Below are 18,202 nucleotides of genomic sequence, written 5' to 3'. Positions count from 1 at the left end.
ACCAGAAACTGTGGGGAGCCTGTGGGAGCGGGCTTGCCCCGCGAAGGAGCCAGTACAGACAAACAAAAAGGGGAGCCGACGATGCGCGTCGGCCCCCCTTGCTTAACCGCTCAGTCAGCGGTCAATGCTCGGCGACCGGTGTTCGCCTGGGCGCCGCGTTGCCATGCTCGTCCAGTTCCAGCACGGGCACCTCGTTGCCTTCGGCATCGAACAGCTTGCCATCCTTGAAGTAATCGCCATCACGCAGCGAGGAGATGTCCGAATACTGGATGGTCCGTTCGTAGGCCGCGGCAAATACCGACTGCTGGTCCGAGTTGCCGGCCGTGAAGTGGTTGAAGATCAGGTTCAGCAGGATAGCCATGATCGCCGCCGAGCTGATGCCCGAGTGGAAGATGGTCTCGAACCAGTTCGGGAATTGGTGGTAGAAGCTCGGCGCGGCAATCGGGATCATGCCGAAGCCCAGCGAAGCGGCGACGATGATCAGGTTGACGTTGTTCTTGTAGTTGACTTTCGACAGGGTACGAATGCCACTGGCCGCCACGGTGCCGAACAGCACGATGCCTGCCCCGCCGAGTACCGGTGTCGGGACTGCGGCAATCACCCGGCCCATGACCGGCAGCAGGCCGAGCACGACCAGGATCACGCCACCGGTGGCCACCACGTAGCGGCTTCTGACCCCGGTCACGGCCACCAGGCCGACGTTCTGAGCGAAGGCGCTCTGGGTGAAGGAGCCGAAGATCGGTGCCAGGATGCTCGACGCCATGTCGGCGCGCAGGCCATCGCCCAGGCGTTTGGAGTCGACCTTGGTGTCGATGATCTCACCCACGGCGAGGATGTCTGCCGAGGTTTCCACCAGCGTCACCATGATCACGATGCACATCGACAGGATGGCCGCGATGTGGAAAGTCGGCATGCCGAAGTGGAACGGCGTGGGGAAGGCAAACATCGGGCCTTCGGCGACCTTGCTGAAGTCGGTCATGCCCAGCGCCCAGGCGATCAGGGTACCGAACACCATCGCCAGCAGGATCGACAGCCGCGAAATGGTCGCGCTGCCCAGCTTGCTCAGCAGCAGCACGATGGCGAAGGTCAGCCCCGCCAGGCCGATGTTGGCCATGCTGCCGAATTCCGGCGAAGCGCTGTTGCCGCCCATCACCCAGCGCGCCGCCACCGGCATCAGGGTCAGGCCGATGGTGGTGATGACGATGCCGGTGACCAGCGGTGGGAAGAACTTGGTGATACGCGAGAACACCGGGGTGATCAGGAAGCCGATCAGCGAAGCCGCCATGACCGCGCCCAGCACACCAGGCAAACCACCACCGCCCTCGCTGCTGAGAATCGCCCCCATGGTTGCCACGCCGGCGAAAGACACGCCTTGTACCAACGGCAACTGGCAACCGAAGAAGGGCAGGCCAAGCGTTTGCAACAGCGTGGCCAGGCCACCGGCAAACAGCGAAGCGGCGATCAGCATGCCGATCTCGGCACCGTTCAGGCCCGCGGCCTGCCCCAGGATCAGGGGTACTGCGACGATCCCGCCATACATGGTCAGCACATGCTGCAGACCATAAGCCAGGTTGGCACCAAGGCCGAGGTTTTCGTCCTCGGGGCGCTTGGCGGGAGACGTGCTAGGGGACGTAGTCATTGAGCAGGCTCTCTGTTTATTGTTGTGCCGCTACTGTAGACACTTCCTACAAATGATTGCCACAAGAATTGTATACAATATTTTGATTGGAGCGCGAACAAGCGGCCTTGCAGTGTGTGCAAGACCCTGATGCAGATCGCGTACCAAGTGGGTAGATGCTGTGCTAGAGGGCTGTGTACAAAGCACTGCTACCCAGGCGTGAAGCTGTCTGGGTAGACAAGAAACGCAAGGTGGGAAAAATCTAAGCTAGCTAAGAGATTCCATTATTCGATGAGTTGACGCAGCTCACGCATCATTTCGGTGCTGTCAGCGAGGTTCAATTCCACAAGACGGTGCAAATGCGTCATCGACTCGACGTCGATGAACAGGCACACGAAACCCAGGCGAGTAGGCTCCTCGTGACGCAGTTCGACTTGCATCTGCACGCGGGTATACCGGTCGAGGTGGATGATCGCGTCGAAATCCTGGGTCAGGTCGGCGTCCCAGTTTCTCGGGCGTTCTACCAGCAGGCCTTTGAGCGAAAGATCGATGAGTTTTGCCGGCCAGCGGCGGTTCCCCTGGCGCAACTCGGCGGGGGCATCGAACTCGATGCGTTGAAAACGGCGACGTTCGTCGTGTTGGCGCATGGGCAAGCCCTCCGGGGTTCATCCTGACTATAGTTAATCCTGTGTGGCTATCAGGTACCGCAATCTGGCCGCAGAGGCTCTAGACCAAAGCAAGTGTGGCAATGCGCGATGACTGGCCCTAGACTCGGTGGGCGGTCTTTCCAATCCACCAGCTGGAAGCAAACCATGAACAACAATAATAGCCTGCTACGCCACATTCCGTGGCTGGCGCTGGCAGTCATAGGAGCCTGCGCGCTGGGTGTGGTTGCCCTGCGTCGCGGCGAGGCGATCAATGCCTTGTGGATCGTAGTCGCGTCAGTGGCCATCTACCTGGTCGCCTATCGCTACTACAGCCTGTTCATCGCCACCAAGGTGATGCAACTCGATGCCCGCCGGGCCACCCCCGCTGTACTCAACAATGACGGCCTGGACTACGTCCCGACCAACAAACACATCCTCTTCGGTCACCACTTCGCCGCTATTGCAGGCGCCGGCCCCCTGGTCGGCCCTGTGCTCGCTGCGCAGATGGGCTACCTGCCCGGCACGCTCTGGCTGATCGCCGGCGTGGTGCTGGCCGGTGCGGTGCAGGACTTCATGGTCCTGTTCCTGTCCACCCGCCGTAACGGTCGCTCGCTGGGCGACATGGTGCGCGAGGAAATGGGCCGCATCCCGGGCACCATCGCCCTGTTCGGCTGCTTCCTGATCATGATCATCATCCTTGCGGTGCTGGCGCTGATCGTGGTCAAGGCCCTGGCCGAGAGCCCATGGGGCATGTTCACGGTGATGGCGACCATCCCGATCGCGATGTTCATGGGCATCTACATGCGCTATATCCGCCCGGGCCGCATCGGCGAAATCTCGGTGGTCGGCGTGGTGCTGCTGCTGGCGTCGATCTGGCTGGGGGGCCAGATTGCCGCGGACCCGGTGTGGGGCCCGGCGTTCACCTTCACTGGCGTGCAAATCACCTGGATGCTGGTGGGCTATGGTTTTGTCGCTGCCGTGCTGCCGGTATGGCTGGTGCTGGCGCCGCGTGACTACCTGTCGACCTTCCTCAAGATCGGCACCATCGTCGGCCTGGCCATCGGTATTCTGATCATCGCGCCAGAGCTGAAAATGCCTGCGCTGACCCAGTTCACCGACGGCACTGGCCCGGTATGGAAGGGCACTCTGTTCCCGTTCCTGTTCATCACCATCGCCTGTGGTGCGGTGTCCGGTTTCCACGCGCTGATCTCCTCGGGAACCACGCCTAAGCTGCTGGACAACGAAACCAACGCCCGTTACATCGGCTACGGCGGCATGCTGATGGAGTCGTTCGTTGCCATCATGGCCATGGTCGCCGCTTCGGTAATCGAGCCGGGCGTGTATTTCGCCATGAACAGCCCGGCCGCCGTGGTGGGCTCCGACGTCGTTTCGGTGGCGCAGACGGTCAGCAGTTGGGGCTTCCTGATCACCCCTGAGCAGCTTGAAGCGGTTGCCCGTGACATTGGCGAGCACACCATCCTGGCCCGTGCCGGTGGTGCTCCGACGCTGGCGGTGGGTATTGCGCAGATCCTGCACCAGGTGCTGCCGGGTGAAAACACCATGGCCTTCTGGTACCACTTCGCGATCCTGTTCGAGGCGCTGTTCATCCTGACTGCAGTGGACGCCGGTACCCGCGCGGGCCGCTTCATGCTGCAGGACCTGCTGGGCAGCTTTGTCCCGGCCCTGAAACGCACCGAGTCGTGGACAGCCAACCTGATCGGCACCGCCGGCTGCGTGGCGCTGTGGGGCTACCTGCTGTACCAGGGCGTGATCGACCCGCTGGGTGGCATCAACACCCTGTGGCCGCTGTTCGGCATCTCCAACCAGATGCTGGCCGGTATCGCCCTGATGCTCGGCACCGTGGTGCTGATCAAGATGAAGCGCCAGCGCTACGTCTGGGTCACCCTGCTGCCAGCCGTGTGGCTGCTGATCTGCACCACCACCGCGGGCCTGATCAAGCTGTTCGACCCGAACCCGGCCGTTGGCTTCCTGGCCCTGGCCAAGAAGTACAGCACCGCGCTGGACGCCGGCCAGGTACTGGCCCCGGCCAAGGACATCGGGCAGATGCAGCACGTGATCTACAACGCCTACACCAACGCAGGCCTGACCGTGCTGTTCCTGATAGTGGTGTTCAGCGTGCTGTTCTTCGCCGTCAAGGTTGGCTACGCCGCCCTTGGCCGCAAGGAGCGCACCGACAAGGAAACCCCGTTCCAGGCTCTGCCTGACGCTTGAGAGGAATGCTGCGATGTTCAACGACCTGGGTCGACTGGGTAAGTACCTGGGGCAGGCAGCCCGCCTGATGGTCGGCATGCCCGACTACGACAACTATGTCGAGCACATGCAGACCAAGCACCCGGACAAGCCGGTAATGAGCTACGAGGCGTTCTTCCGCGAACGCCAGGAAGCCCGCTACGGTGGCAAGTCCGGCCCCAAGTGCTGCTGAGCCGGCACACTGCGTGAACCTGTGGGAGCCTGTGGGCTCCCACAGTCATTTTCAGCTTCAGGAGATTTCTGCGTGCAGACGCCTATTCCCGTAACCGTGCTGACCGGCTTTCTCGGTGCCGGCAAGACCACCTTGCTCAAGCACATGCTCAAGGCCGAGCACGGCCTGAAAATCGCCGTGATCGAAAACGAGTTCAGCGAGGCCGGCATCGACAGCCAGCTGCTGGGCGACGAGCCGGTGCAGGTCATGACCCTGGCCAACGGCTGTGTGTGCTGCAGCATCCATGGCGACCTGACCCGCGCGCTGTACCTGCTGCTTGAGCGCCTGGACGCCGGCGAGATCGCCTTCGACCGCCTGGTGATCGAATGCACCGGCCTGGCTGACCCGGCGCCGGTGGCGCAGACCTTCTTCATCGAAGAGGACCTGCGCGACCGCTACATCCTCGACGGCATCATCACCTTGGTCGATGCCGCCCATGCCGAACTGCACCTGACCCAGACCATCGCCCAGGCCCAGGTCGGGTTTGCCGATCGCCTGCTGCTGAGCAAGACCGACCTGGTCGAGCCGGCTGCGGTAGAAGCCCTGCGCGAGCGCCTGGCGCGCATCAATGGCCGAGCGGCCATCCGTGTGGTGGAACATGGCAGCATCGACCTGGCCGAACTGCTCGATGTGCGCGGTTTCAACCTCAACCCCGACCTGGGGGCCAACCTGAAACCGGCCCTGCGCCCGGTGTTGAAACCCGCCACACCGGATCGGATCTCCACGTTGGTGCTGCGTACCGAAGTGCCGCTGGACATCGACCGCCTCAGCGACTTCATGAACGAGCTGCTGGAAACTCACGGCAAGCAACTGCTGCGCTACAAGGGCGTGCTCAACATTGCCGGTGACGACCGCCGCCTGGTGTTCCAGGGCGTGCTCAAGCTCTATGGTTTCGACTGGGATGCCGAGTGGGCCGATGGCGAAACCCGCGAGAGCGTGATGGTGTTCATTGCCGATGAACTGCCGGAGGCGAAGATTCGGGCTGGTTTCGAGGCACTGGCTGGGGGCTGAACCGGCGCGGCGCCGAGGCGTCGAACCACTGCGGCCACGAGCTGCGGTGGCGTGTTTCGGCGTCGATGCACGGGATCAGCCGCTCGCTGAGCACGGCAGTCTGGCGCACGGCCTTGGCGGTGCGGTATTTGACGCTGTGGATGCATTCACGGTCGCCGAACTCGCAGCGGTTCAGCGCAGTACCACCACAGGGGCCGTTGGCCAGGCCCTTGGGGCAGGTTTCCGGGCACACATACAAGGTGTCTTCGAGCCGGCAACGGCCGCAGGTGTCACAGCCCAGCAACGGCCGTTTCACGCTGCGCTCCAGGCCATGTAGCCAACGAGAGCCCCGGCGCGTGTTCCAGAGTGGTCGCCGCACGGCCCAGCCAAAGGTCTTGCTCAGCCAGTTGGTGCGGCTGAACAGCAGCGCGTGAAACGCATGCAGCAGGTGATAGCGCAGCGTTTCTCTGCGGGTTGCACTGACCTTCGACTCACCCTGACGCCAGGCCGCTTGCGGTGGGTGGAAGGTTACCGCTGGCAGGCCCGGCATCTGCCAGCTCTGGGCCCAGGCGGGCGCCCACTGGTCCAGCGCGTGGATGCGTGCCTGCCAGTGTTCCAGGCGTTGTTCCAAGGCGAGCAGTTGCTTGAGCTCGTGAATACCCGACAGGTGCACCCCGGCGTAACCCATCAACTTCACACCAATGATCTGCAAGGCCAGGCGATCGACACTGCGCGCCTGGGCGTAGGCCTTGGACACAGCCGCTTCGGCTTCGAGCATGTCGCGCATGGACGGCGAGACGGTCACGCCGGCGACATGCTCGAGCATCGTCGCACGGCCATGAGTCAGGCTCATCAGGCAGGCGAGCATGGGTTTTGGGGCGGCCTGGCGGCTCATCCATTGCATGGCCTCCTGATGCTTGCTGGCATCGAAGCCCAGTTGCAAGGTGAGGAAGTCAGCGCCCGCAGCGAGCTTCTTCTCGGCCTTGAAGTACTGCGCGCCGCCTTCTTCCTCACGGTATTTGAACGGGTTGAGCGCGGCGCCGAGCAGCCAATGGGGGCAGGCCTGGCGAGCGATCTGCAGCGCCGCCACCGACTCGAGGTAGCGCACCGGGCGTTCGCCTGGCTGGTGGCCAGGCAGGCGGTCACCGGTCAGTAGCAGCAATTGGTCCAGGCCGGCGGCGTCCATGCGCTGCAGTTGCGCAAGCAGATGGTGGCGTTCGCGGTCCTTGCCGGAGAAATGGGGCAGGGCAGGGACGGGCGAGCTGAAACTGGACAGGGCATCCAGGGGCGAGAGGTCGAGCGGGCTGCCGACCCGGTCGCCGATGGCCACGGTCATCGGCCAGCCGCACAGGTGCGCACGGGCCATGATCGCCTCCATGGCGGCGAAGCGCTCGGCCGAGGGCTTGGGCACAAACTCCATGACGCAGACGAAGTGCTTTTCGTGCAGCGCCGATTTCAGCAGGCTCATGGTGGGTGGCACCTGGATTGATCAGGGTGGCATTGTGCGGCAGAGCGCGGGCGCGGTCATGTCCAAGGGCGCAGGATGCTGCTCTGATCAAGACAAGCTGCAGGGCGATCATGAGCAATACTTGAGTTCATCTCAAATTTAATGAGTTTGTTTCGAAATGCGCTTCGCTTGAAAATTCTCTCATTCTTTTTCTGGGTTTTGAGAGACACGACATGGCACTGGCACACAACCTGGGTTTTTCGCGCATCGGTGGTGATCGCGAGCTGAAGAAAGCCCAGGCGGCCTTCTGTAACGGTGAGCTGGACGAGGCAGGCTTGCGCAAGGTTGGCCGTGAGTTGCGCGCCGCTCACTGGCAGGCCCAGAAGGATGCCGGTATCGAATTGCTCCCGGTCGGCGATTTCGCCTGGTATGACCAGGTGCTGACCCACTCGCTGACCTTCGGTGTGATGCCCGAACACCTGCGTGGCGAGGAGGGTGCCAAGCCAACCCTGCAGACCTTGTTTGCCATGGCCCAAGGGGCTCAGGAAACGACCGCATGGTTCGACACCCACTACCAGTACCTGGTCCCCGAGTTCACCGCTGACCAGCAGTTCGCGCTGAGCTGGGAGCAACTGTTCGATGAGGTGGACGAAGCCAAGGCCTTGGGCCACGCCATCAAGCCGGTGATCATCGGCCCGCTCACCTACCTGTGGCTGGGCAAGGCCAAGGGTGCAAATTTCGACAAGCTGGAGCTGGTCGATCGCCTGCTGCCGCTGTACGACCAGATCCTCAACCGCCTGGCCGCACAGGGCGTGGAGTGGGTACAGATCGACGAGCCGATTCTGGTCCTCGACCTGCCACAGGAATGGAAGAACGCCTATGAGCGCGTGTACAACATCCTCCAGCGCGCACCGCTGAAAAAACTGGTGACCACCTACTTCGGTGGCCTGGAACAAAACCTCGGCCTGGCCGCCAACCTGCCGGTCGATGGCCTGCACATCGACCTGGTGCGTGCGCCGGATCAGTACCCCACCCTTCTTGATCGCCTGCCGGCCTACAAGGTGCTGTCGCTGGGCCTGGTAAATGGCAGCGCCGCAGGGGCGTGCGACCTGGAAAGGGCGGCAGACGTGCTGCGTCATGCGGCCGAACGCCTGGGTGATCGCCTGTGGGTCGCGCCGTCCTGCTCGCTGCTGCACAACCCGGTCGACCTGACCTTCGCCGTGCAGAAGTGCCAGGAGGTAGCCCGGCTGGCAAGTCTGGACATGCGCGCTGCTGCCGCCTGATCACTCCCTATCCGAGGGCCTCTTCAGCGCTGTGCTGGCGTGCAGCGAAGAGGCCCGCACTGCTTGCAACAACCCCCGATCAACGCTCGATGGCCAACGCCACACCCTGCCCGCCCCCAATGCACAGGGTGGCCAGGCCCTTTCTGGCATCGCGCTTGATCATCTCGTGCAGCAAGGTCACCAGCACCCGGCACCCCGATGCCCCAATCGGGTGGCCGAGGGCAATCGCCCCACCATTCACGTTGACCCGCGTCGCATCCCATTCCAGCGCCTTGCCCACCGCCAGTGCCTGTGCAGCAAACGCCTCATTGGCCTCGATCAGGTCCAGTTCGGCCAGCTGCCACCCCGCCTTGTCCAGGCAGCGTTGGGTAGCCGATACCGGGCCGATGCCCATGATCGCCGGGTCTACACCCGCACTGGCGTACGCGGCAATCTTCGCCAGCACCGGCAGGCCCAGGGCCTTGGCCTTGGCAGCGCTCATCAGCAGCACCGCTGCAGCGCCGTCGTTCAGGCTGGAAGCGTTGCCCGCAGTGACGCTGCCGTCTTTCTTGAAGGCCGGGCGCAGCTTGGCCAGGGAATCGGCGGTAGTGTCCGGACGTGGCTGCTCGTCACGGTCGAAGACCTTGGGGGCGCCTTTTTTCTGTGGCATCACGATCGCCGTGATTTCGTCCTGGAAACGGCCAGCCTCGATAGCCGCCACAGCCTTGCGCTGCGACTCGGCGGCGAAAGCATCCTGTTGTTCGCGGCTGAGGCTGTATTGCTCGACCAGGTTCTCTGCGGTGATGCCCATGTGGTAGTCGTTGAAGGCATCCCACAGGCCGTCGCTGATCATGCTGTCGACCAGCTGGCCGTGGCCCATGCGCTGGCCGGTGCGCGCCGAAGGCATCACGTAAGGGGCCAGGCTCATGTTCTCTTGGCCGCCCGCAATCACTACCTCGGCATCGCCGCAACGGATGGCCTGGGCCGCCAGGTGCAGGGCCTTGAGGCCCGAGCCGCAGACTTTGTTCAGGGTGAGCGCCGGCACGCTGTAGGGCAGGCCGGCCTTGATCGCGGCCTGGCGGGCGGGGTTCTGCCCGGCACCGGCGGTGAGCACCTGGCCCAGGATCACTTCGTCGACCTGCGCCGGGTCCAGCCCGGTCTGCTCCAGCAAACGCTTGATCACGGCCGCGCCGAGGTCGACGGCGGGCACCGTGGCCAGGGCGCCCTGGAAGCTGCCGATGGCGGTACGGGTTGCGGCGACGATGACCACATCGTTCATCTTGTTGTTCTCCGTGTACAGGTGGGCGCCGAGCGGGCGCGGTGCCTTCAGCTTCGGTGGGTTTGGCTCATTTGTTAAGTTTGTTTTTCTTTGCCATTGATGTGAAAAGCAAATGAATGGCTTGAAGGGCCGCAGCAGGCAAACCTTGCACCGCTGGCTAAGCTTGATTGGGCTGCACGCGCCTCATGCTGTTCACTCAACAGACCGGAGCTCATTGCCATGCGTACCCTGATCGCTCTCACCTTGCTCGTTGGCTGCAGCAGTGCATTCGCCGCCACCCAATGCACCACCGCTGACAAAAGCACCTGGCAAGACCAGGAAAAGTTTCAGGCGCAGCTCAAGGAACAGGGCTACAAGATCAACAAGTTCAAGGTCACCAAAGGCAACTGCTACGAAATCTACGGCTTCAACAAGGACGGCAAGAAGGTCGAGATCTACCATGACCCTGTCACTGGCAAAGCGGTCAAGACCGAGATCGAAGACTGATGCAGACGCCAACGGTACAGCTGTGGGACCCGCTCCTGCGGCTGTGCCACCTGTCTTTCGCCACCGTGTTCATTGCCGATTACTTTTTCACCGAAGAGGGTGACGACTGGCACCAGTGGCTCGGTTATTACGCACTGGGCTGTGTCGTGGTGCGCCTGGTATGGGGCTTCGTCGGGCCGCAGAGTGCGCGTTGGGCTGACTTCTGGCCGACGCCTGCGCGGCTTGCGGCGCATGCACGGGCGCTGCTGCGGGGTGAGCCGTACCATCGGCTGGGGCATTCACCGATCGGTGCACTGGTAATGCTGCTGATGCTGGCCGGTATCACCGGGCTGGGGCTGACCGGCTGGGCCTCGCAGGAAATCGACGCACTGTGGGGCGCCGACTGGCCCACGGACGTGCACAGCTTGCTGGCAGACGCCGTGCTGGTGCTGGTGTGCGTACACGTGCTGGCGGCCATCGTCGAAAGCGTGCGCCTGCGCGAAAACCTGCCGCTGTCGATGATCACCGGGCGCCGTCGCACGCCTGACCCTGATGAGTGATGCATGGCCGTGAGGCGGCCTCCTCGCGGGCAAGCGCAGTTTTGCATCCCCTCAAACACCCCGTAATATGTGTCGGATAACCTGCGGGGGTAGTCTCACCCTCTGATCAAACGGAATCGCCCAAGGCGGCGCTTCCCTGCATAAACCTGACGAGGTACAGACATTGGCCATCATTCATCCTAAGGTTCGCGGTTTCATCTGCACCACGACTCACCCGAAGGGCTGCGAGCTCAACGTCCGTGACCAGATCGAAGCCACCCGCAAGCTTGGCGTGCGCGAGGATGGCCCGAAGAAGGTCCTGGTCATCGGCGCATCCAGCGGCTATGGCCTGGCGGCCCGCATCACCGCAGCCTTCGGCTTCAAAGCCGACACCCTGGGCGTGTTCTTCGAGAAACCAGGTACCGAGACCAAGGCCGGTACCGCTGGCTGGTACAACTCCGCGGCTTTCGACAAGTTCGCCAAGGCCGAGGGCCTGTACAGCAAGTCGATCAACGGTGACGCCTTCTCCGACGAAGCCCGCACCAAGGTCATCGAGCTGATCAAGAATGAAATGGGCGGCAAGGTCGACCTGGTCATTTACTCGCTGGCCTCGCCGGTGCGCAAGCTGCCACAGACCGGTGAAGTGATCCGCTCCGCGCTCAAGCCAATCGGCGAGCCGTACAAGTCGACTGCCATCGACACCAACAAAGACACCATCATCGAGGCCAGCATCGAGCCGGCCACCGAGCAGGAAATCGCCGACACTGTCACCGTCATGGGTGGCCAGGACTGGCAGCTGTGGATCGACGCCCTGGCCGGCGCCGACGTGCTGGCCGAAGGTGCACGCACCGTGGCCTTCAGCTACATCGGCAGCGACATCACCTGGCCGATCTACTGGCACGGTGCGCTGGGCAAGGCCAAGCAGGACCTGGACGAAACTGCCACGCGCCTGAATAAGACATTGGATGACAAAGTCAAAGGCGGCGCCAACGTGGCCGTGCTCAAGTCGGTGGTGACTCAGGCCAGCTCGGCTATCCCTGTGATGCCGCTGTACCTGTCAATGGTCTTCAAGATCATGCAGGAGAAAGGCGTTCACGAAGGCACCCAGGACCAACTGGACCGCATGTACCGCGACCGCCTGTATCGCGCCGACGGTGCGCCGGCCGAAGTCGACGAGAAGGGTCGCCTGCGCCTGGACGACTGGGAGCTGCGTGACGACGTGCAGAATGACTGCAAGGCTCTGTGGCCACAGGTGACCACCGAGAACCTGTTCGAACTGACCGACTACGCCGGTTACAAGAAGCAGTTCCTCAACCTGTTCGGCTTCGAGCGCGCTGACGTCAACTATGACGAAGACGTGGCGACCGATGTGAAGTTCGACTGCATCGAGCTGTAAGCTGAAACCGGGCTGGCCCCTTCGCGGCGGTTCGGCGCCCCGACAAGCCCGCTCCCACAAGGAATCCGGTGGGAGCGGGCTTGTCGGGGCGCCGAACCGCCGCGAAGAGGCCGGTACAGGCACACGATTTTTTGCTAGCGTTGGCGCACAACAACAGGAAGCGCGCCATGAGCAGCCTCACCCAACCGGCCACGCCCTTTCGCCAGACCGCAGCCGACGGCTACAGCCTCGGTGGCTTCTGCTGGCGCCACACCCAGGCCAACCCCCAGCGCCCGCTGGTGATCATCAACGCTGCCACGTCCGTGCGCTGCCGTTATTACTCCCGTTTTGCCGACTACCTGTTCGCTCAAGGCTGCGATGTGCTGACCTATGACTACCGGGGGATCGGCGAGTCCCGGCCGCCCTCCTTGCACCGCTTCCAGGCGTCGTGGAGCGACTGGGGCCGGCTGGATTTCGAAGCCATGCTGGCGCACGCCGCGCAGGCGTTCCCCGGCCAGCCGGTGGATGTGGTCGGGCACAGTTTTGGCGGTTGCGCCGTGGGGCTCGCGCCGTCTGCCGGGCAGGTGCGGCGTGTGGTGATGGTAGGTGCGCAGTTTGCCTACTGGCGCGATTACGCGGCCGATCAGCGTTGGCGGCTGTTCGGCAAGTGGCATGTGGCGATGCCGTTGCTGACTCGCGTGTTCGGTTACTTCCCCGGCAAGCGGCTGGGCTGGATGGAAGACACGCCAGCAGGCGTGGTGCAGGACTGGGCGACCCGAACCCCGCGCTTTGAGCACCGGCCCAGCGGGCGTATGTTGGATCAGTTGCCGTTTGCTCATGTGCGGGCGGCGACGCTGGCCATCAGCCTGACCGATGACCCGTTTGGCACGGTGGCGGCTACAAAGCGGTTGCTAGGCTATTTGCAGGGCGCTGAACATCAGCACCTGCGGATCGCGCCTGTGGATATCTCGGTTGAGGACATTGGCCATTTCGCGTTTTTCCATGACCGCTTCCGCGAGAGCCTGTGGCCGATTGCGCTGGAGTGGTTGCAGCGCGGTGCGTTGTTGGCTAGCAGGCCGGGGCAGATCATCAGCTGATGGTGCCTGCCCGGCCCTTTCGCCGGCAAGCCGGCTCCCACAGGGAATGCACAGCACTCTAGGCTTGTGAAACCACCTGGGCTGCCCCCAAGGGTTGGATTGGTGCCCAGTTCTTGAGGGCAGTCCAAACCTGTGGGATCCGGCTTGCCGGCGATTGGGGCGCATGGCGGCCCCGGCACTATCAGGCGTTGCGCGAAAGCGGCTGGCCGGTGAATTTCACACCCGCCAGGCCATGCTTGATCAGCGCCCGGATATTGCCATGGTCACTGCCCTCAGGCGTGGCCACCACATCGCGGTAGTGTTCGCCGAAGGCCAGCAGGGCCTCCTGGTCGCTCAGGCCTTCCAGCAGGGCCAGGCCCAAGGTCTTGCACGAGCCTTCGTTCTGCCCGGCGGCGTTTTCCACACCGCCATTGTTGAACGCTTGAGGCTGGTAGCTGTAGTTGGCAGCGATGAACGCCAGGGTGTCGGCAAAGGCGTGTTGGCCGCTGGCCAGGCTGGCGCGCAGGGTATTCAGATCAGTCACGAGGTTTTCCTTTTTCGAACGCCGCTTGCTGGTCGGCGCTGGCTTCTTTCTGGTACTGGGCTTTCCACTCGGCATAGGGCATGCCATACACCGCTTCACGGGCGTCATCCAGGCTGATGTCGACCTGCTGCTCGTCGGCAGCGGCCTTGTACCACTTGGACAAACAGTTGCGGCAGAAGCCGGAAAGGTTCATCAGGTCGATGTTCTGCACGTCGGTGCGGTTTTGCAGATGTGCGACCAGGCGCCGGAAGGCGGCGGCTTCGAGTTCGAGCTGTTGTTGAGGGGTCATGGGCTTCTCTCAAGTCATGCGGTTCTTCAGGTGGCGGCCACCGTTGATGACCACCTGGCTGCCGGTGCTGTACTGGCTGGCGAGCAGGTACTTGACCGTCTCGATCAGCGGGCCGGCGCCGGGTTCGAACGGCAGCAGGGCCTTGTTCAGGGTTTGCTGGCGGTAGGCTTCGTCACCCCCTTCCTTGAGGATCAGCAGCCCGGGCAGGATACCGTTGACGTGCACCTTGGGCGCGTACTTTTCGGCGAACGACAGCACCATGTTCTGCAGCGCAGCCTTGGTGGCGGCGTAGCCGATATGGCTCTTGCTGCCGCGCGACGAGGTTTCGTCGCAGATATGAATGATGTCGGCCTTGTCGACCTTGGCCAGCAGGTCGCCCAGGGCCAGGTTCAGGTGGTACGGCGCCTCGACGTGCAGTCGGAACATGGTCTCGAGGTTGTCCAGGCCGTCGTCCAGCCACAATGATGCGTTGTGGATGATCGCGCGCAGCCCGTCGTAATGCAGCTGCAGGTAGTCGATCAGCGCCTGGCGGTCGGCGGCCAGGCACAGGTCGGCCTGGAACTGCACGATGTTCCGGTGTGCGGCGTGTGGCTGGGCGCTGCGGCTGGCACTGACCACGGTATGGCCGGCCTCTGCCAGTTCAAGGGCCAGGGCCAGCCCGACGCGCTGGCTGGCTCCGGTAACGAGAATTGGGCTGTTCATGTGCGGGCGGTCAACTTGTCTATCCTGTCGTTGCCGCCCAGCATACCCGAACTGTTTCCCTCTTGTATGGCCTGCCCTCAGCGGCCGCGCAGTGCAGCGGCAGTGGGCGGCGAGGCGTGCAGCCAGTTCGCCAGCAGGCGGGTGGAGAGGGGGATGAACAGGTAGACCATCACTGGCGTCAGGGCCAGGGTGCTGAGCATCACCCGCGGCACCAGCTCCAGCCCTGCCAGCCAATGGCCGAACAGGACGTTGAACAGCAGCGATACCGGGAAAAACGCCAGCCAGATCGCCACAGCCTGCTTCCAGCGTGGCGGTTTTTGCACTGTATGGGTGCCAAACCAGTCGTCAATGCCGCTCACGCGCCTCTCTTTGGGGCGCTCGAACAGGCCGTTGCCGCGTTGCAGCCAGGCGCGACGCGAGGCCGAATGCTCCCATGCATGCAGCGTAGGTTCGTCGCTGAAGCGGAAAATGATCTGGAATTCATCGCCATCGCGGGGCGGAGCAAGGATGCCCGAACCGAGGTAGCCGGGGAAGTCGGTGGCCAGCTGCTCGCCTTCGTGCAGCCAGGCCAGCAGGTCCTGGTAGCGGCCTTGAGCGGCGCGGCGCGACACCATCAAGGTGACGGGAGGGGTAGACATCGTGTATCTCCTGGCGACGGGGTGGGCGGGTAGCCGGCCCCTTGTCTGCGTGCCCGGGGTGGTGGGCAACGCAGGCGTACATGCAAGAATCGGGCGCGAATTATCGCTCAAACGCCTCGATCGGGAAATATCGGGTGGCAAACGGTCGCTAACCTGTGGGGTGGTGGCTCGTAGTAGAATGCGCGTTCAACTTCCGCGCACAGGTTATTCAGTGCAATGAACAAACAGGGACGTACCACGCACGTCGAAGCAGGGCTGGAACACCAGGACCTGTTCCCGATACGTGAAGTTTCCCGGCTCACGGGGGTCAATCCGGTGACCCTGCGCGCCTGGGAGCGGCGCTACGGTCTGATCCAGCCAACCCGTACCGACAGCGGTCACAGGCTGTATTCGCAAGCGGATGTCGACGATATCCGCCGTATCCTCGGCTGGCTTGAGCGCGGTGTTGCAGTGAGCAAGGTTGGCAGCATTCTCGCCCGCGGTCAGGCGCACTTGCAGGACATGCTCCCGGCGGGGTGCGCCGCTCGCTGGCAAGCTCAGTTGCGGGAGGCGGTGCAGCGTTTCGATGCCGGCAGCCTGGACCGGCTGTTCGACAAGGTGTTCGCCACCATCAGCCAGGATCAGGTGTTCGCCGAGGTATTCATGCCGGTCTGGCACGACCTGGCGGCGGGGCAGGGGGCGTTCGGCCAGACCAGTGAATGGCTGTTTCTCGATCAATTTCTGCGTGCCCGGGTCTTCTCGCGCCTGCAGCTTACCCGCCTACCGCGCAGGCGCAGCGTACTGGTGGCGCCGTTGCCTGGGCAATGTATGGAGCTGGAACTGCTGGTCACCGGCTTGCTGCTGTGCAGCGACGATGTCGGGGCGACTCTGCTGATGCCTGGGCAGCCATTGGACGAGCTGGCCGTGGTGTGCGGCAGGCTCAAGCCGGATGCGCTGGTTTTGTTCTCCAATCACGCACCCACAGCCGAGCTGAGCAAACGCTTGAACCGGCTCGCAGTCGGCCTGGATTGCCCATTGCTACTGGCGGGCGAGGCGGGCGAAATGGCCCAGGAGAGTCTGGCAGGCAGCCCGGTGGCGTGCCTGGGCGCGGAGGGTGACCTGATGCGCCGGCGGCTGCGGCAGTATCTGGCAGGTCAGCTCGATACCTGAGCGTGCAGCTCCGGGTGGGCCTGGCGATGCGCCTGAAGGATGTATTCACGCAGGCGGTCAATTTCTTCAGCCGGGCTGCGGCTGAGGTCATAGGCTGCGAGGTCCGGGCCGATTCGTCGGCGCAGGCGGCCATGCAGCGTGATGGCCGGGATGCCCCCTGGCGCGAAACGCAGGTCGAAGCGTGAGGGTGCCTCCGGCATGCCGCGGACTTCCAGCAACGCACCTTTGAACGAAATGTCGCGCACGAACAGGCCGCTAACCCGACCCTTGGCATCCAGCAGCGCGCAGGGCTGGTCCATCGACAGGCGCCAAGGGCGCAGCATCGGGCCGTCTTCGTATATTTCCGGCGAGCCGATCTGCACGTGTACGGCGTGGAATTCGTCTTCTACCAGCTGCAGCGGGAAGCTGATCTGCTGGTTGTTGAATTGCGCCTGCAGGGTGACTTGCTCGTTGGCTACGAGGCGAGCCAGCAAGGACTGGATACGACGGTCGCCATTGACCAGCAGGCTCGACATGGGGTCGGCCAGGTTCAATTGCGGGGAGTGCTGCATGTCCTGGATGAAATCCAGCTCATCCTGGGTCAAAAGCGCATCGGCGTGCATGATCGAACTCGGAGGTGACGGTTTCTTCAACGTGATTGACCGTGCCGTAGGCGCTTGGTTCAAAGGTGCGCATCAAAATTCCGACGCGCGTGCATTTCAGCCAGTTCACGCTCCAGCTCCACCTGGCGGCTGACATCCTTCTGGATACCAATGAAATACGTGCGTTGATCGGCATCGCTTTTCACTGGAGTGATCGACAACTCGTTCCAGAAGGCACTGCCATCCTTGCGATAGTTGCGCAGCACTTCGCGGCACGGACGGCCTTCGATCAGTGCCCTGCGGATGCGTGCACGGCCGAGCTGGTCCCGGTCATCCGCCTGCAGGAAGCGGCAATCCTGATAGAGAATTTCGTCCCGGCTGTAACCGGTCAGGCGTTCGAACGCCGCGTTCACGTAGATCAGGATGGTGTCATCGCCTTCCTGTTCGGCGACCACGATTCCGTCGTTGGACGCATCGACCATGGATTGCAGCAATTGCGCGTTGATCATGTTCGGGCCATTGGGCAAAGAAGGGACTTTGGTACAGGCGGCCTTTTGCCACCGCTGGATGCTAGTATCCTACGTTTTCACTCAGTTTCGGAATCCACTTCCCGATGAAAGTCGCCATTATTTCCGGCTCGGTGTACGGCACCGCCGAAGAAGTTGCCCGCCACGCCGAGTCGTTGCTCAAGGCCGCAGGCTACGAAGCCTGGCACGCGGCCCGCGCCACCCAGCAGGACCTCGAAGGCTTTGCACCCGAAGCGCTGCTGGCAGTTACTTCGACCACCGGCATGGGCGAGCTGCCCGATAATCTGATGCCGTTGTACAGCACTATCCGCGACACCCTGCCCGCCGCCTGGCGCGGCCTGCCGGGGGCGGTGATTGCCTTGGGCGATTCCAGTTATGGCGATACCTACTGCGGCGGTGGCGAGCAGATGCGCGAGCTGTTTGCAGAGCTGGGCGTGCGTGAAGTGCAGCCGATGCTCCAGCTGGATGCCAGCGAGACGGTAACCCCGGAGACTGATGCCGAGCCTTGGTTGGCGGCGTTTGCGCAGGCTTTGAAAGCCTGAGGTTTCTTTACTGCCACGCCGGCCTCTTCGCGGGCAAGCCCGCTCCTACA

General features: G+C 63.1%; 19 protein-coding genes and 1 pseudogene. 10 read left to right on the top strand and 10 right to left on the bottom strand.

Going from position 1 to position 18,202, the window contains the following annotated elements; genetic code table 11:
* Positions 1 to 121: 121 nt before the first annotated feature.
* Both ACFY68_RS23390 and ACFY68_RS23385 read right to left on the bottom strand, forming a co-directional pair.
* A complete protein-coding gene (locus ACFY68_RS23390) occupies positions 122 to 1,639 on the bottom strand; it encodes a nucleobase:cation symporter-2 family protein (protein WP_387532304.1) in 1,518 nt (505 codons plus the stop codon).
* Between the two features lie 263 nt (positions 1,640 to 1,902).
* Entirely contained in the window at positions 1,903 to 2,265 is a 363-nt protein-coding gene (locus tag ACFY68_RS23385) for a PilZ domain-containing protein (protein WP_387532301.1), read from the bottom strand.
* A gap of 165 nt (positions 2,266 to 2,430) precedes the next feature.
* Between ACFY68_RS23385 and ACFY68_RS23380 the strand changes: the two genes are divergently transcribed.
* From ACFY68_RS23380 to yjiA, 3 genes are all read left to right on the top strand, one after another.
* Positions 2,431 to 4,497, top strand: a complete 2,067-nt coding sequence (locus ACFY68_RS23380; RefSeq protein WP_387532298.1) for a carbon starvation CstA family protein — start codon at positions 2,431 to 2,433, stop codon at positions 4,495 to 4,497.
* A 13-nt stretch (positions 4,498 to 4,510) separates the two neighbouring features.
* Positions 4,511 to 4,708, top strand: a complete 198-nt coding sequence (locus ACFY68_RS23375) for a YbdD/YjiX family protein (protein WP_008094130.1) — start codon at positions 4,511 to 4,513, stop codon at positions 4,706 to 4,708.
* 72 nt (positions 4,709 to 4,780) lie between these two features.
* Positions 4,781 to 5,758 (top strand): GTPase, encoded by a 978-nt coding sequence (gene yjiA, locus ACFY68_RS23370; protein ID WP_387532295.1) that lies wholly within the window; start codon positions 4,781 to 4,783, stop codon positions 5,756 to 5,758.
* Here yjiA and ACFY68_RS23365 read toward each other — a convergent pair.
* A complete protein-coding gene (locus tag ACFY68_RS23365; RefSeq protein ID WP_387532292.1) occupies positions 5,694 to 7,205 on the bottom strand; it encodes a methylenetetrahydrofolate reductase C-terminal domain-containing protein in 1,512 nt (503 codons plus the stop codon). The genes yjiA and ACFY68_RS23365 overlap by 65 nt on opposite strands.
* A 212-nt stretch (positions 7,206 to 7,417) precedes the next feature.
* Between ACFY68_RS23365 and ACFY68_RS23360 the strand changes: the two are divergent.
* Positions 7,418 to 8,464 (top strand): annotated as a pseudogene (locus ACFY68_RS23360) (5-methyltetrahydropteroyltriglutamate--homocysteine S-methyltransferase); the annotation flags it as partial.
* 82 nt (positions 8,465 to 8,546) lie between these two features.
* On the opposite strand, the gene ACFY68_RS23355 reads toward ACFY68_RS23360, so the two are convergent.
* Positions 8,547 to 9,725, bottom strand: a complete 1,179-nt coding sequence (locus tag ACFY68_RS23355) for an acetyl-CoA C-acetyltransferase (protein ID WP_387532290.1) — start codon at positions 9,723 to 9,725, stop codon at positions 8,547 to 8,549.
* A gap of 219 nt (positions 9,726 to 9,944) precedes the next feature.
* Here ACFY68_RS23355 and ACFY68_RS23350 point away from each other — a divergent pair, with 219 nt between their 5' ends.
* The 4 genes from ACFY68_RS23350 (at position 9,945) to ACFY68_RS23335 (ending at position 13,201) form a co-directional block, all read left to right on the top strand.
* Positions 9,945 to 10,211 (top strand): PepSY domain-containing protein, encoded by a 267-nt coding sequence (locus tag ACFY68_RS23350; protein WP_346613918.1) that lies wholly within the window; start codon positions 9,945 to 9,947, stop codon positions 10,209 to 10,211.
* Positions 10,211 to 10,750, top strand: coding sequence for a cytochrome b/b6 domain-containing protein (locus ACFY68_RS23345; protein ID WP_387532287.1), 540 nt, complete (start codon positions 10,211 to 10,213; stop codon positions 10,748 to 10,750). Before ACFY68_RS23350 ends, ACFY68_RS23345 begins: the two co-directional genes overlap by 1 nt.
* Positions 10,751 to 10,913: 163 nt before the next feature.
* On the top strand, positions 10,914 to 12,125 hold the full coding sequence (gene fabV, locus ACFY68_RS23340) for an enoyl-ACP reductase FabV (RefSeq protein WP_387532285.1): 1,212 nt from the start codon (positions 10,914 to 10,916) through the stop codon (positions 12,123 to 12,125).
* A 167-nt stretch (positions 12,126 to 12,292) separates the two neighbouring features.
* Entirely contained in the window at positions 12,293 to 13,201 is a 909-nt protein-coding gene (locus ACFY68_RS23335; protein WP_387532282.1) for an alpha/beta fold hydrolase, read from the top strand.
* Positions 13,202 to 13,382: 181 nt separating this feature from the next.
* Here the strand turns inward: ACFY68_RS23335 and ACFY68_RS23330 are convergent, their stop codons facing one another.
* The 4 genes from ACFY68_RS23330 to ACFY68_RS23315 form a co-directional block, all read right to left on the bottom strand.
* Positions 13,383 to 13,724, bottom strand: coding sequence for a HopJ type III effector protein (locus tag ACFY68_RS23330; protein WP_387532279.1), 342 nt, complete (start codon positions 13,722 to 13,724; stop codon positions 13,383 to 13,385).
* A complete protein-coding gene (locus ACFY68_RS23325) occupies positions 13,717 to 14,013 on the bottom strand; it encodes a DUF1244 domain-containing protein (RefSeq protein WP_346613928.1) in 297 nt (98 codons plus the stop codon). Before ACFY68_RS23325 ends, ACFY68_RS23330 begins: the two co-directional genes overlap by 8 nt.
* Positions 14,014 to 14,022: 9 nt before the next feature.
* Complete coding sequence (gene folM, locus ACFY68_RS23320) at positions 14,023 to 14,715, bottom strand: dihydromonapterin reductase (RefSeq protein WP_387532276.1); 693 nt, start codon at positions 14,713 to 14,715, stop codon at positions 14,023 to 14,025.
* 77 nt (positions 14,716 to 14,792) lie between these two features.
* The gene (locus ACFY68_RS23315; protein WP_387532274.1) at positions 14,793 to 15,353 is read right to left on the bottom strand and encodes an antibiotic biosynthesis monooxygenase; all 561 of its coding nucleotides are present in this window, start codon (positions 15,351 to 15,353) and stop codon (positions 14,793 to 14,795) included.
* A 216-nt stretch (positions 15,354 to 15,569) separates the two neighbouring features.
* On the opposite strand from ACFY68_RS23315, the gene ACFY68_RS23310 reads away from it, so the two are divergent.
* A complete protein-coding gene (locus ACFY68_RS23310; protein WP_387532271.1) occupies positions 15,570 to 16,502 on the top strand; it encodes a MerR family transcriptional regulator in 933 nt (310 codons plus the stop codon).
* Here ACFY68_RS23310 and ACFY68_RS23305 read toward each other — a convergent pair.
* Together ACFY68_RS23305 and ACFY68_RS23300 are read right to left on the bottom strand one after the other, a co-directional pair.
* Positions 16,487 to 17,104 (bottom strand): PilZ domain-containing protein, encoded by a 618-nt coding sequence (locus ACFY68_RS23305; RefSeq protein ID WP_387532268.1) that lies wholly within the window; start codon positions 17,102 to 17,104, stop codon positions 16,487 to 16,489. The genes ACFY68_RS23310 and ACFY68_RS23305 overlap by 16 nt on opposite strands.
* A 59-nt stretch (positions 17,105 to 17,163) precedes the next feature.
* Entirely contained in the window at positions 17,164 to 17,592 is a 429-nt protein-coding gene (locus ACFY68_RS23300; protein ID WP_387532265.1) for a PAS domain S-box protein, read from the bottom strand.
* Positions 17,593 to 17,696: 104 nt separating this feature from the next.
* Here ACFY68_RS23300 and ACFY68_RS23295 point away from each other — a divergent pair, with 104 nt between their 5' ends.
* The gene (locus ACFY68_RS23295) at positions 17,697 to 18,152 is read left to right on the top strand and encodes a flavodoxin (RefSeq protein ID WP_387532262.1); all 456 of its coding nucleotides are present in this window, start codon (positions 17,697 to 17,699) and stop codon (positions 18,150 to 18,152) included.
* The last annotated feature ends 50 nt before the right edge of the window (positions 18,153 to 18,202 follow it).

Source organism: Pseudomonas sp. NPDC012596 (genome assembly GCF_042902325.1).
Lineage (GTDB): Bacteria > Pseudomonadota > Gammaproteobacteria > Pseudomonadales > Pseudomonadaceae > Aquipseudomonas.
This window is presented reverse-complemented; position numbering and strand designations above follow the sequence as displayed.